This is a genomic window from Kitasatospora sp. NPDC001660 (assembly GCF_053596725.1).
Genome location: NZ_JBSFGU010000003.1, coordinates 183,467 through 196,453, shown reverse-complemented (window position 1 = coordinate 196,453; position 12,987 = coordinate 183,467). Strand labels below are relative to the sequence as shown.

12 protein-coding genes are annotated in these 12,987 nt (G+C 70.2%); 6 read left to right on the top strand and 6 right to left on the bottom strand.

Features of this window, described 5'->3' with window-relative positions; translation table 11 throughout:
- Positions 1–133: 133 nt before the first annotated feature.
- Positions 134–1,216, bottom strand: a complete 1,083-nt coding sequence (locus ACWCXH_RS04500) for an inositol-3-phosphate synthase (RefSeq protein ID WP_238860443.1) — start codon at positions 1,214–1,216, stop codon at positions 134–136.
- Between the two features lie 127 nt (positions 1,217–1,343).
- Positions 1,344–2,027 carry a PadR family transcriptional regulator gene (locus tag ACWCXH_RS04495; RefSeq protein ID WP_449799820.1) on the bottom strand — a complete coding sequence of 228 codons (684 nt, stop codon included), beginning with the start codon at positions 2,025–2,027 and terminating at the stop codon, positions 1,344–1,346.
- Positions 2,028–2,380: 353 nt separating this feature from the next.
- Between ACWCXH_RS04495 and ACWCXH_RS04490 the strand changes: the two genes are divergently transcribed.
- Positions 2,381–5,002 (top strand): transglycosylase domain-containing protein, encoded by a 2,622-nt coding sequence (locus ACWCXH_RS04490; RefSeq protein WP_449799819.1) that lies wholly within the window; start codon positions 2,381–2,383, stop codon positions 5,000–5,002.
- Positions 5,003–5,151: 149 nt separating this feature from the next.
- Positions 5,152–6,729: a glycosyltransferase family 87 protein gene (locus ACWCXH_RS04485; RefSeq protein WP_449799818.1), complete on the top strand. Its 1,578-nt coding sequence runs from the start codon at positions 5,152–5,154 to the stop codon at positions 6,727–6,729.
- A 32-nt stretch (positions 6,730–6,761) separates the two neighbouring features.
- Here the strand turns inward: ACWCXH_RS04485 and ACWCXH_RS04480 are convergent, their stop codons facing one another.
- From ACWCXH_RS04480 to ACWCXH_RS04470, 3 genes are all read right to left on the bottom strand, one after another.
- Complete coding sequence (locus tag ACWCXH_RS04480) at positions 6,762–7,796, bottom strand: alanine racemase (protein WP_449799817.1); 1,035 nt, start codon at positions 7,794–7,796, stop codon at positions 6,762–6,764.
- Between the two features lie 13 nt (positions 7,797–7,809).
- Complete coding sequence (locus ACWCXH_RS04475) at positions 7,810–8,928, bottom strand: lipid II:glycine glycyltransferase FemX (RefSeq protein ID WP_449799816.1); 1,119 nt, start codon at positions 8,926–8,928, stop codon at positions 7,810–7,812.
- Positions 8,929–9,099: 171 nt separating this feature from the next.
- On the bottom strand, positions 9,100–9,399 hold the full coding sequence (locus ACWCXH_RS04470) for a hypothetical protein (protein WP_449799815.1): 300 nt from the start codon (positions 9,397–9,399) through the stop codon (positions 9,100–9,102).
- Between the two features lie 317 nt (positions 9,400–9,716).
- On the opposite strand from ACWCXH_RS04470, the gene rpsF reads away from it, so the two are divergent.
- From rpsF to rplI, 4 genes are all read left to right on the top strand, one after another.
- The gene (gene rpsF / locus ACWCXH_RS04465) at positions 9,717–10,007 is read left to right on the top strand and encodes a 30S ribosomal protein S6 (RefSeq protein WP_030233085.1); all 291 of its coding nucleotides are present in this window, start codon (positions 9,717–9,719) and stop codon (positions 10,005–10,007) included.
- 96 nt (positions 10,008–10,103) lie between these two features.
- Entirely contained in the window at positions 10,104–10,706 is a 603-nt protein-coding gene (locus tag ACWCXH_RS04460; protein ID WP_449799814.1) for a single-stranded DNA-binding protein, read from the top strand.
- A gap of 80 nt (positions 10,707–10,786) precedes the next feature.
- Positions 10,787–11,023, top strand: coding sequence for a 30S ribosomal protein S18 (rpsR, locus tag ACWCXH_RS04455; RefSeq protein WP_030304537.1), 237 nt, complete (start codon positions 10,787–10,789; stop codon positions 11,021–11,023).
- A 17-nt stretch (positions 11,024–11,040) separates the two neighbouring features.
- The gene (rplI, locus tag ACWCXH_RS04450; RefSeq protein ID WP_270145722.1) at positions 11,041–11,487 is read left to right on the top strand and encodes a 50S ribosomal protein L9; all 447 of its coding nucleotides are present in this window, start codon (positions 11,041–11,043) and stop codon (positions 11,485–11,487) included.
- Positions 11,488–11,598: 111 nt separating this feature from the next.
- Here rplI and ACWCXH_RS04445 read toward each other — a convergent pair whose 3' ends face one another.
- Positions 11,599–12,933, bottom strand: coding sequence for an MATE family efflux transporter (locus tag ACWCXH_RS04445; RefSeq protein ID WP_449799813.1), 1,335 nt, complete (start codon positions 12,931–12,933; stop codon positions 11,599–11,601).
- Positions 12,934–12,987: the final 54 nt, after the last annotated feature.

Genomic DNA, 12,987 nt, shown 5'->3' with positions numbered 1-12,987 from the left:
TCGTGATCGTGGGCCCTTCCGAGGCACTACGAGCGGTTATGAACCGTCAGTTCACGCAGCGCTCAGCACTCGACAGTCGCGAACCTCGCTGCGCTCAGCGCCCAGCACTCGACAGTCGCGAACCTCGCTGCGCTCAGCGCTCGACCTCACCGCGGATGAACTTCTCGACGTTCTCCTTGGCCTCGTCGTCGAAGTACTGCACCGGCGGCGACTTCATGAAGTAGGAGGAGGCCGACAGGATCGGGCCGCCGATGCCGCGGTCCTTGGCGATCTTGGCAGCGCGCACGGCGTCGATGATGACACCGGCGGAGTTCGGGGAGTCCCAGACCTCGAGCTTGTACTCCAGGTTCAGCGGGACGTCACCGAACGCGCGGCCCTCCAGGCGGACGTACGCCCACTTGCGGTCGTCCAGCCAGGCCACGTAGTCCGACGGACCGATGTGGACGTTCTTGGCGCCCAGCTCGCGGTCGCGGATCTGCGAGGTGACGGCCTGGGTCTTGGAGATCTTCTTCGACTCCAGGCGCTCGCGCTCCAGCATGTTCTTGAAGTCCATGTTGCCGCCGACGTTCAGCTGCATGGTGCGCTCGAGGATGACACCGCGGTCCTCGAACAGCTTCGCCATCACGCGGTGCGTGATGGTGGCGCCGACCTGGGACTTGATGTCGTCACCGACGATCGGCACGCCGGCCTCGGTGAACTTGTCCGCCCACTCCTTGGTGCCCGCGATGAACACCGGCAGGGCGTTCACGAAGGCGACCTTGGCGTCGATGGCGCACTGCGCGTAGAACTTGGCCGCGTCCTCGGAACCGACGGGCAGGTAGCAGACCAGGACGTCGACCTGCTTGTCCTTGAGGACCTGGACGACGTCGACCGGGGCCTCGTCGGACTCCTCGATGGTCTCCAGGTAGTACTTGCCCAGGCCGTCGAGGGTGTGGCCACGCTGGACGGTGACGCCGGTCGGCGGCACGTCGCAGATCTTGATGGTGTTGTTCTCGCTGTTGCCGATGGCGTCGGCCAGGTCGAAGCCGACCTTCTTGGCGTCGACGTCGAAGGCGGCGACGAACTCCACGTCACGGACGTGGTAGTCACCGAACTGGACGTGCATCAGCCCGGGGACCTTGCCGGCCGGGTCGGCGTCCTTGTAGTACTCGACACCCTGCACCAGCGACGCGGCGCAGTTGCCCACGCCCACGATGGCTACGCGAACCGAACCCATTCCGGTTGCTCCCTGTGATCTCATGAGGGCCGCCGGGGTCGGCGGCACTCGTCCTGCTTCTTCGAATGACTGCTTGTACGGGCGCGAGGCGCCCACTCCTGCCGCGTGGCACAGGCCTGACGCGGTGTCAGCGCTCCTCGGTGGAGCGCCCCGGGCGGTCGTACGGTGGCCCGGTCACCTGGCCACGGCCGTCCGAAGTCTTGGGGGGTGCGGCGGCGGGGTTCCCGCCGGCGGCGGGCCCGGTCCGGCCGGTGCGGTTGGCGCGCTCGGTCTCGATCAGCTCGTTGAGCCACCGGACCTCGCGCTCCACCGACTCCAGTCCGTGCCGCTGCAGCTCGACGGTGTAGTCGTCGAACCGCTCGCGGGCCCGGGCCAGCGAGTTGCGCATCCGCTCCAGGCGCTCCTCCAGCCGGCTGCGGCGACCTTCCAGGACGCGCATCCGCACCGCCCGGTCGGTCTGGCCGAAGAACGCGAAGTGGACGCCGAAGTGCTCGTCCTCCCACGCGTCGGGGCCGGAGTCGGCGAGCAGCTCCTCGAAGCGCTGCTTCCCCTCGGGGGAGAGCCGGTAGACGATCTTGGACCGCTTGCCGTTGAGCGCGGTGGCCGGGACGTACTCGACGTCCGGGTTGTCCTCGACCAGGAAACCCTGGGCGACCAGGCTCTTCAGGCAGGGGTAGAGCGTTCCGTAGGAGAAGGCACGGAACGAGCCGAGCAGGACGTTGAGCCGCTTGCGCAGCTCGTACCCGTGCATCGGGGCGTCGTGGAGCAGGCCGAGAACGGCGAACTCCAGCACTCCTGAGCGCCTGCCCAATGCCGTCGTCCTCCTTCCCTCTGACCGGTGTCCGGCCGCCGTGTCCGGCGGTATGCCGCTTCGATGTATCGGCTCGATATATCGAGAACAGTAAACCTGGCCCCCGAAACGGGCAAGGGGGGCACGCGTGAATGTGATCACAAGCCGACGCGCGGGGAAGGTTGGCAACGGGCGTGTAATGATCTGCTGCCGTTTTGCGGCTATTGGCGACTGATGCCCGATTAGTTGCATTTCAGGCCTGCGTACGCTGTCGCGTGTGCACGAGGACCACCTCCGGGGTTAGGGCGGTTGGCGGGCATCGGACGTGAACCCTGCCTTCAGGCTGGAACCGCCTGGCGAGGAGTGGCTGCAAGATGAGCGAACGACGGCGCAGGACGCCCAACCCGGGCGGGGACGGGCCGCAGCCCCCGGGAGGCGGTGGCCGTCAGGGAGGGCCGGGTCCCGACGAGCTGCGCTCCGACGGGGTCGGCCGCCGGCGCCCGCCAGGTGTCCGGGAGACCGCTCAGCAGCCCCGGATGGGCCGTGCGGAGATGCGCAAGGCCGCGCAGAAGAAGGGCAAGGGCGGCCGGGGCGGTGCTGCCGCGGCCTCCGCCGCAGCGGCCGGGCCCGGCAAGAAGCGCTTCATCGACTACCCGCGGTTCGGCAAGACCGGGATCCGGCGCTGGCTGCCGTCCTGGAAGCAGTGGCTGAGCGGCTTCCTGCTGGTCTTCGGCTGCTTCGTGGGCCTGGTGTTCTACCTGTACCAGACCACCCAGGTCCCGAAGCTGAACGACCTGGTGAAGGACCAGAACACCATCTACTACTGGGCCGACGGCACGGAGATGGTCCGCAAGGGTGAGACGAACCGCCAGATCGTCGAGCTCAAGGACATCAGCCCCAACCTGCAGAACGCCGTCATCGCCGCGGAGAACCAGGACTTCCGCAACGACAACGGCATCGACCCCAAGGGCATGCTCCGCGCCGTCTACAACATGGCGAAGGGGGGCGAGACCCAGGGCGCCTCGACGATCACCCAGCAGTACGTGAAGAACGCCTACCTGAGCCAGGAGCAGACCCTCAGCCGCAAGCTGAGGGAGTTCTTCATCACGCTGAAGATCAACCAGCAGATGGGGAAGGACGACATCCTCACGGGCTACCTGAACACCAGCTGGTTCGGCCGCGGCGCGAACGGCGCCCAGGCCGCCGCGCAGGCGTACTACGGGGTGGACGCCAAGGACCTCAGCCTCTGCCAGAGCGCCATGCTGGCGGGCCTGCTCAAGGGCGCGGCGTACTACGACCCCACCAACCCGGCCAACAAGGAACGGGCCCAGGGGCGGTGGTCGTGGATCCTCGACAACATGGTGAAGATCAAGGCGGCCACCCCCGAGGAGCGTGCCAAGTGCACCACGTTCCCGGACCCGGTCCCGCGCAAGGTCTCGTCGAACATGAACGGCGAGATCAGCTACCTGGTCGACACCGCCAACCGGTACGTCACCAGCAAGGACCCCTCGATCACCCAGCAGGTGATCGACAAGGGCGGCCTGAAGATCTACACGACCTTCGAGAAGGACAAGGTCGACGCCCTGAAGAAGGCCGTCGACGACGTCAAGGGCGAGACGCTCGACCCGCAGAAGCGCCCCGACAACGACAAGTTCATCCAGTTCGGCTCCGCCAGCATCCGCCCCGGTGACGGCGCGATCGTCGCCATCTACGGCGGTGACGGCGTGGAGAACGGCCACTTCGACAACAACGCCGAGGCCACCGGTGTCCAGGTCGGTTCGACCTTCAAGCCCTTCGTGCTGGCCACCGCGATGCAGGTCGGCGTCCAGACCGCGAAGGACGACAACGGCAAGCCGAAGCGGATCAACGCCGACAGCCGTTACCTCGCCGACGACATGTCCGAGATCCGCAAGCCGGACGGCTCGCTGGTGATCGGCGACGACGGCAAGCCCTACCGGCAGAAGAACGAGGACCCCGGCAAGCGCGGCTACGTCTCGCTGCGGCAGGCCATGCAGAACTCGTACAACGTGCCGTTCGTCCAGCTCAACCAGGACGTCGGCGGCCCGAACGTGGCCGACATCGCCATGCAGATGGGCATCAAGAAGGAGAGCCTGGCCGACCCGAAGACCGCCACCTTCCCGCTCGGCACCTCGACCATCAGCCCGATCCGGATGGCCACCGCCTACGCGACGCTGGACGCCAGCGGCAAGGAGGCCGAGCCCTACTCGGTGACCAAGGTCGAGGTGAGCGGCGTGCAGAAGCCGGCCTTCACCAAGCCCGAGCTCAAGCAGGCGCTGGAGCAGCCCGTCGCGGACAACGTCACCGACGTGCTGGTGAACGTGGCGAAGAACGGTACCGGTTCGAAGACCAAGGACCTGGGCCGCCCGGTGGCCGGCAAGACCGGTACCACCGACGAGAACAAGTCGGCCTGGTGGGTCGGCTACACCCCGCAGCTGGTCACCAGCGTCGCGATGTGGCGCGAGGACCCGAGCAACCACGTGCGGCTCTCGCTCAAGGGCACCGGCGGCAAGGAGTCGATCCACGGTGGTGACATCCCGACCGACATCTTCACCCGGTACATGAAGGCCGCGCTGGCGAACGAGAAGAAGCTGGACTTCCCGGCGCCCACCCCGATCGGCAACGAGGTCGACTCCTCGGGCGCCCCGGTCTCGCCGACCGCCACCGCCACGCCGACCATGACCGACACCCCGTCGGCGCCGGTCACCCAGCCGCCGGCCGGCGGCAACCCGTCCCCGTCGGGCGGCCAGCCGCAGCCGCCGCAGCCCACCCAGGGCGGTTGCGTCCCGGGCGTCGACTGCCCGGCCCCCCAGCCGAGCCAGCCGCCCAAGACCCACCCCGGCCCGACGAGCAGCTGTGTCCTGCTGTGCCCGACACAGCAACCCTCGTCGACGCCGACGGACAGCAGCCCGGTGCCGACCAAGACGGGCAAGCCCACGCCGTCGGCCCCGCCGGGAGGCGGCGTCCAGGGCGGTTAGGCGAACCGACCCGGACACCGGTGAAACGGCGGTGGCGGTCCTCCCCGGAGGACCGCCACCGCCGTTTCGTCATGATTCGCCGAGGCCGGGACGGCTCCGTCGCGGGGGCCTCCTCGTCCCGGCGGGGCGGGTGCGGCAGGATGTCCGGCATGACGTCGAGCGCACCTGACGAATCCGCCGGCCTGACCGGGCCCAGCGACGCCGTCGGGCCGGCCCCGGCACCCGTCGCCACGGCCGGGCCGCCGGCCAACACCGTGGTGGTCCCGGCCGACGAGGACCCGGTGGCGGCGGCCGGCAGCGAGGTCTTCGGCGGGCCGCCGGGCCGCCGGGCGCTGCTGGGCGTCTCGTGGTGGATCCCGGTGCGCGTCCTGGCGCTCGCCGTCATCGTGATCTCGGTGCTCGGCATGGTGCAGAAGGCGCCGTGCTACAGCCACGCGTGGTTCCAGCCGGGCTCGCCGCAGTACATCCACGCGTGCTACAGCGACATCCCGCACCTGTTCGCCGGACGCGGCTTCGCCGCCGGGCTGCACCCGTACGTGGACCGCATCCCGGGCACCTCCGGGGACCTGCAGTACCTCGAGTACCCGGTGCTGACCGGTCTGTTCATGCAGATCGCGGCCTGGCTGACGCCCGGTGGCGGCACCCAGCAGGACCAGGAGCAGTGGTTCTGGGCGATCAACGCGGGTCTGCTGATGGCCTGCGCGGTGGTCGCCGCGGTGGCGCTCTCGCGCACCCACCGGCGCCGCCCGTGGGACGCGATGCTGTTCGCGCTCGCGCCCGTCCTGCTGCTGAACGGCACCGTCAACTGGGACCTGCTCGCGGTCGCGCTGGCCGCCGTCGCGATGGCCTGGTGGGCGGGCTCCCGGCCGCTCTGGGCCGGCGTGTTCATCGGCCTGGCCACCGCCGCCAAGCTCTATCCGCTGCTGCTGATCGGCCCGCTGCTGGTGCTGTGCTGGCGGGCCGGCAAGTGGCGCGAGTTCCGCGCGGCGCTGGGCGGCGCGGTCGGCGCCTGGCTGGTGGTCAACCTGCCGATCATGATCGCCAACTGGCAGGGCTGGTCGACCTTCTACGTCTTCAGCAACCACCGCGCCGAGGACTACGGCTCGTTCTGGCTGATCATCATGCAGAACCGCGGGGTCGGGCTGGAGTACCTCAACGCCTGCATCGCGGCGCTCATGGTGCTGGGCTGCGCCGCCACAGCGTGGCTGGGCCTCTCGGCGCCCCGTCGCCCGCGCTTCGCGCAGCTGGCCTTCCTGGTCGTCGCCCTGTTCGTCGTGGTCAACAAGGTGTACTCGCCGCAGTACTCGCTCTGGCTGCTTCCGCTCGCGGTGCTGGCCCGGCCGCGCTGGCGGGACTTCCTGATCTGGCAGGCCTGCGAGGTGCTGTACACCCTGGGCATCTGGTCCCACCTGGGCTTCGTCACCGGGACCAAGCAGCACGGGATCGGCGAGGCCTGGTACCACTTCGCGATCGTGCTGCACCTGCTCGGCACGCTCTACCTGGTCGGCCTGGTGGTCCGCGACATCCTGCTGCCGGACCGCGACCCGGTGCGCTGGGACGGCAGTGACGACCCGTCCGGCGGGGTGCTCGACCGGGCCCCCGACGTGGTCGTGCTCGGCGCCGCCCGCCGGCTGCGCGAGGACGAGAGCTACGCCGCCTACGCGGCGGCCGGCCCCGAGCAGTGGCTGGACGAGCCGGGACTGCCGGAGCCGGCCGAGAAGGCGTAGCGGCGGAGGCGGGAGGCCTCAGCGGGGAGGCCTCAGCGGTCCACCACGCGGTCGAAGTGCGTGGTGGTGTGCCGGACCTGGAGACCGAGCTCGTCGCCGATCGCCGGCGGCTTGGTCTCCCCGTCCAGGAACAGCAGGGAGACCTGCATGTGCGGGGGCTCGGCGAACCACAGCTGCTTGCCGGCCCAGTGGAACGGCGACTTGGTCTTGTTGACGGTCGCCAGGCCGGCCCGGGCGATGCCCTTGGCCCGCGCGCCCATGCTCGCCACGTACTTGGGCGCCTCCAGGCCGATGCCGTGCGCGGTGCCGCCGGCGACCACGACGATGTGGCCGTCGGAGGGCGCCGGGTGCTGGCGGTAGCCGTAGCGGTCGCCCTTCTTCACCGGGGTGACGTCCAGGACCGTCGCCCGGACCTCCAGCGCGCCGTGGTCGCCCAGCCAGAGCCGGGTGCCGATCCGCGCGCGGAAGACGGTGTCCGGGTAGCGCTGGGTCAGCTGGTCCATGCCGGCCGCGCCCAGGTGGCTGACGAACACGGTGTGCACCGGGATCCCGGCCGCCCTGGCGGTGTCCACCCAGTACGCGACCTCCTCGACCGGGCTGGAGCCGTCCGGGCGGTCCATCGGCAGGTGCAGCGCGAGGCCCTCGAAGGCCACGTTCTCCAGCTCGCCGGCCACCGTCAGCAGGTCGGCCGCGCTCACGCCGTGCCGGCGCATGGTGGTCATGCACTCCAGGACCACCCGGGCGCCGTGCAGGGCGCGCAGGGCGTCCACGCTCGCCACCGTCCGGATCACCCGGGCGTGCGGCAGCGGGAGCGCCTCCTCGCCGACCCGGTACGGGGTGAGCACCAGCAGCTCGCCGCCGTACCACTCGGCGGCGTCGGCCGCCTCGTACGCGGTGCCGACGGCCAGCACCCCGGTGCCGAGCAGCGTCGCCTCCTCGGCCAGCCGGTGGTTGCCCAGGCCGTAGCCGTTCCCCTTGGCGACCGGCACCAGGCCGGGGAACTCGGCGAGGACGGAGCGCTGGTGGTTGCGCCAGCGTTCGGTGTCGAGGTAGAGCGACAGCGTCATCGGGTCAGCCTCCTCAGCGGCGGGACATGTAGAGGTCGAGGGCCTTGTGCAGCAGCTTGTTGAGCGGGAAGTCCCACTCGCCGAGGTACTCGGCCGCCTGGCCGCCGGTGCCGACCTTGAACTGGATCAGGCCGAACAGGTGGTCGTTCTCGTCCAGGGTGTCACTGATGCCGCGCAGGTCGTACACGCCGCCGCCGAGGGCGTAGGCGTCGCGCATCATGCGCCACTGGATCGCGTTGGAGGGCTTGACCTCGCGCTTGTGGTTGGCCGAGGCGCCGTAGGAGTACCAGACGTGCTCGCCGACCACGAGCATCGTGGTCGCGGCCAGCGGCTCGCCCTCGTGGTAGGCGATGTAGAGCCGCATGCGGTTCTGGTCCTCGGCGGTGAGGGCCTTCCACATGCGCTGGAAGTAGGACAGCGGGCGCGGGGTGAACTTGTCGCGCTCGGCGGTCACCAGGTAGAGCTGGTGGAAGATCGGCAGCTCGTCGTAGCCGCCCTGGTACACCTCGACGCCGCTCTTCTCGGCCTTCTTGATGTTGCGGCGCCAGAGCTGGTTGAAGTTCTTGTGGATGTCGTCCAGCGAGCGGTTGGCCAGCGGCACCTGGAAGACGTAGCGCGGCTGGACGTCGCCGAAGCCGGCGCCGCCGTCCTCGCCCTGCAGCCAGCCGGCCTTGCGCAGCCGGTCGGCCACCTCGAAGGCGCGCGCCTCGTACCAGTCGGCCTCGACGTCGCGCAGGCGCTTGGCCTGCTTGCCGGCGATGGCCTCCTTGATGGTGGGGGCGTCCCAGCGGCGGATGACGACCGGCGGGCCCATCTTCACCGAGAACGCGCCCTGCGACTTGAGGTGGGCGAGCATCGGGGAGAGCCAGCGGTCGAGGTCGCGGTCGAACCAGTCGATGACCGGGCCCTCGGGCAGGTAGGCCAGGTAGCGCTTGACCTTCGGCAGCTGGCGGTAGAGCACCAGGCCGGCGCCGACGAGCTGGTCGGCGTCGTCGAACCAGCCGATCGACTCCGAACGCCACTCGGCCTTCACGTCGCCCCAGGACGGCACCTGCATGTGGCTGGCCGAGGCGCGGCTCCTGATGAAGGCGAGGTGCTCCTCGCGGGTGATCGTCCTCAGGCGCAGGCTCATGCTCGGTGCTCCTCGTCGGTCGGGCGGTGGTGGCCCCTTGTTCTCGGGGTGACCTTATCGTCCGGTGGCACCGGCGCCCGTGGGCGCGGGCGTGACGGCGCCCCCGTGCGTAGCTGTCTCCTGCAGACACGCGACGGGGGCGCGGAGGGTTCCTGGGGGCAGGGGCCGGGGTCAGCCCCAGAGACCGCCCCGGGCGACGCCGAGGTAGAAGCCGATGGCGGAGGCGCCGAGGGTGATCATCAGGACGAAGCGCTCGGCGGTGGTGACCGAGACGAACATGCCCCAGAGGCCCGTGACGATGCCGAGCAGGCCCGTCCACGAGGTCAGCAGGTGCAGGTTGTGGAAGAACGACGTGGTGAAGGCGACCACGCCCAGCAGGGCGGTGATTGCCACCAGGGTGTTCTCCCGCGGGTGCGGGTGGCCGTCGGTGTTGAGCGTGAGGGCGGGCATGCGGTTGACGGGCTGGGCCATGTGTCCCACCTCCTGGCGTGGAGACGAACGGGCAGGAATCCCGTTCCGTCCAGATTGCGGTGGTTGGACGCGTCTCACAACCCCTATGCGTTTTGTTCGGCCGTACGGGTGCGGGTAGGCTGTGCCGTCTGCACTGGTGTAGTTGTGCCCCCTTGCACCCTCTTCCGGGTGGCTGCCCGATCGGGTGAGCGGGGCCCGACTGTCGGACCCGGCCGCTACGGTGGGCCGGTGTCGTCACACGCTCCGGTGCCGACGCTGCACAACCCTCCTGCCACGGAGAGACCGTGGCCGTTGAGTCCAAAGGAGGTGGGTTACCTATGCGTCACTACGAGGTCATGGTGATCCTCGACCCGTCGGTCGAGGAGCGCGCTGTCTCCCCCCTGATCGAGAACTTCCTCACTGTCGTCCGCAACGGCGGCGGCAAGGTGGAGAAGGTCGACACCTGGGGTCGTCGCCGTCTGGCTTACGAGATCAACAAGCAGTCCGAGGGCATCTACTCGGTCATCGACCTCAAGGCCACGCCTGAGGTCGTCAAGGAGCTCGACCGCCAGATGGGCCTGAGCGAGTCGGTTCTGCGGACCAAGGTCCTGCGCCCGGACACCCACTGAGCCACCTCTGAGGCCTTCGGGTCTCGGGTAGCTCGCGTCCGCTGTTTCACGTGAAACAGCGGTGAACGGACATCTTCCCGAGAGGTCATCACCACCATGGCAGGCGAGACCGTCATCACCCTCGTCGGCAATCTCGTCGACGACCCCGAGCTGCGCTTCACCCCGTCGGGTGCGGCGGTCGCGAAGTTCCGCATCGCGTCCACCCCCCGCACCTTCGACCGCCAGACGAACGAGTGGAAGGACGGCGAGAGCCTCTTCCTCACGTGCAACGTGTGGCGGCAGCCGGCGGAGAACGTGGCCGAGTCGCTCCAGCGCGGCATGCGCGTCATCGTGCAGGGCCGACTGCGCCAGCGGTCTTACGAGACCAAGGAAGGCGAGAAGCGGACGGTCTTCGAGGTCGAGGTCGACGAGGTCGGCCCCAGCCTGCGCTCGGCGACTGCCAAGGTCACCCGGGCCAACCGGTCCGGTGGCCCCGGTGGTCCCGGTGGCGGCTTCGGCGGCGGCCCGCAGGGCGGCGGCCAGGGTGGCGGCTGGGGCGGCGGCGGTGGCCAGCAGGGCGGTGGCTGGGGTGGCAACTCCGGCGGCCAGTCCGGCCCCTCCGACGACCCGTGGGCGTCCAGCGCCCCGTCCGGCGGCAACCAGGGCGGTGGCTGGGGTGCCCCGTCCGGTGGCGGCTTCTCGGAAGAGCCCCCGTTCTAAAGAGCTGACAGATTTCGTGCGGCCCGGCCGTGGGCGTCCTCGGACGCCCGCCGGGCCGTGAACCCCAAATGGAGCACACAATGGCGAAGCCGCCTGCTCGCAAGCCGAAGAAGAAGGTTTGCGTCTTCTGCAAGGACAAGGTCAACTACGTTGACTACAAGGACACGAACCTGCTGCGGAAGTTCATCTCCGACCGCGGCAAGATCCGTGCCCGCCGGGTCACCGGCAACTGCACCCAGCACCAGCGTGACGTCGCCACGGCCGTGAAGAACAGCCGTGAGATGGCGCTGCTGCCCTACACCAGCACCGCGCGCTAAGAGAGGGTGACCGAGTAATGAAGATCATCCTCACGCACGAGGTGCCGGGTCTCGGCTCCGCCGGCGAGGTCGTCGAGGTCAAGGACGGCTACGCCCGCAACTACCTGGTCCCGCGCGGCTACGCCATCCGCTGGACCAAGGGTGGTCAGAAGGACGTCGACGCCATCCGTCGCGCCCGCAAGATCCACGAGATCCAGACCCTCGAGGCCGCCAACGAGGTCAAGGGCAAGCTCGAGGGCGTCCAGGTCAAGCTGGCCGTCCGCTCGGGCGACGCCGGCCGCCTGTTCGGCTCGGTGACCCAGTCCGACGTCGTCGAGGCCATCAAGGCCGCCGGCGGCCCGGCGGTGGACAAGCGCGCCGTCGCGATCGCCTCGCCGATCAAGACCGTGGGCACCCACAAGGTCTCGGTCAAGCTGCACTCGGACGTCGTGGCCAACCTCGACGTCGCCGTCGTGGCTGCCTGAGTCGCATAGCAGTGGCCCGAGGGCCGGACTCCTCCGTGGAGTCCGGCCCTCGGTGCGTTTCCGGGCCTCCGGAGCTCTGCCGGGTCTTTCGGCGCCCCTCCGGGGCGGGGCTCAGCCCCGGACCGCCCCGGTGACCAGCCACCTGCCGCTCCGGGCCCGCCGGACCATGAAGGCGGCGCGGACCAGCATGAACAGGTTCATCGCCCACCAGAGCCCGGCCAGCCCGGTGCCGGTCGCCGGGACCGCGAGGGCCGCCGGCGCGAACACGGCCAGAGTGGCGAGCATCGCCCGGGCGAGGTACGGGCCGTCCCCGGCGCCCATCAGCACCCCGTCCAGCACGAACACCAGGCCGGACAGCGGCTGGGTGAGCGCGAGCAGCAGCAGTGCGGTGCTCAGCTGCGCCTGCGCCGCCGGGTCGGGCGTGAACAGCGGGACGTACAGCGGGCGGGCCACGACCACCAGCAGGCCCAGCACCACGCCGGACCCGACCCCCCACTCGACCATCCGCCGGGTGGCGGCCTTCGCCCCCGGGACGTCCGAGGCGCCCAGGTGGCGGCCGATGATCGCCTGGCCGGCGATCGCGAGCGCGTCCAGCGCGAAGGCCAGGAAGCTGAACAGCGTCATGGCGATCTGGTGCGCGGCCACCTGGGTGTCGCCGAGCCGGGCGGCCACCGCGGTGGCGATCACCAGCACGGCCCGCAGGCTGATCGTCCGGACCAGCAGCGGACCGCCCGCCTTGGCGCTCGCCCGGATGCCGGCCGCGTCCGGCCGCAGCGAGGCCTGCTCCCGGCGGGCGCCGCGGACCACCACGACCACGTAGACGGCGGCCATCCCGGTCTGTGCCAGCACGGTGCCCCACGCAGAGCCGGCCACGCCGAGCCCGGCGCCGTACACCAGGCCCGCGTTCAGGCCGATGTTGGCGGCGAAGCCCGCGACGGCGACGACGAGGGGCGTGCGGGTGTCCTGGAGGCCGCGCAGCACGCCGGTGGCGGCCATCACCATGAGCATCGCGGGGATGCCGAGGGCGCTGATCCGCAGGTATGTGACGGCGTAGGGCGCGGCCGTCTGCGAGGCGCCCAGGAGGTCCGCGGCCCGGGGGGCCAGCAGGAGGGCCGGCGCGACCACGGCGACGGACAGGGCCAGGGCGAGCCAGATGCCGTCGACGCCCTGCTGGACGGCCGCCCGGCGGTCCCCGGCGCCGATCCGGCGGGCCACGGCGGCGGTGGTGGCGTAGGCGAGGAAGACGAACACGCCGGTGGCGGTGGAGAGCGCGGTGGCGGCGACGCCGACGCCGGCCAGCTGGGGGGTGCCGAGGTGGCCGACGATCGCCGAGTCGGCCATCAGGAAGAGCGGTTCGGCGACGAGCGCGCCGAAGGCGGGGACCGCGAGGGTGAGGATCTCGCGGTCGTGCCGGCGTCTGGAGGGTTCGGTGGTGGCGGCGGTCATGCGCTCCAGGCTACTCATCCACAGGTAATGACTGCTAGTGATATCCAGTCATTA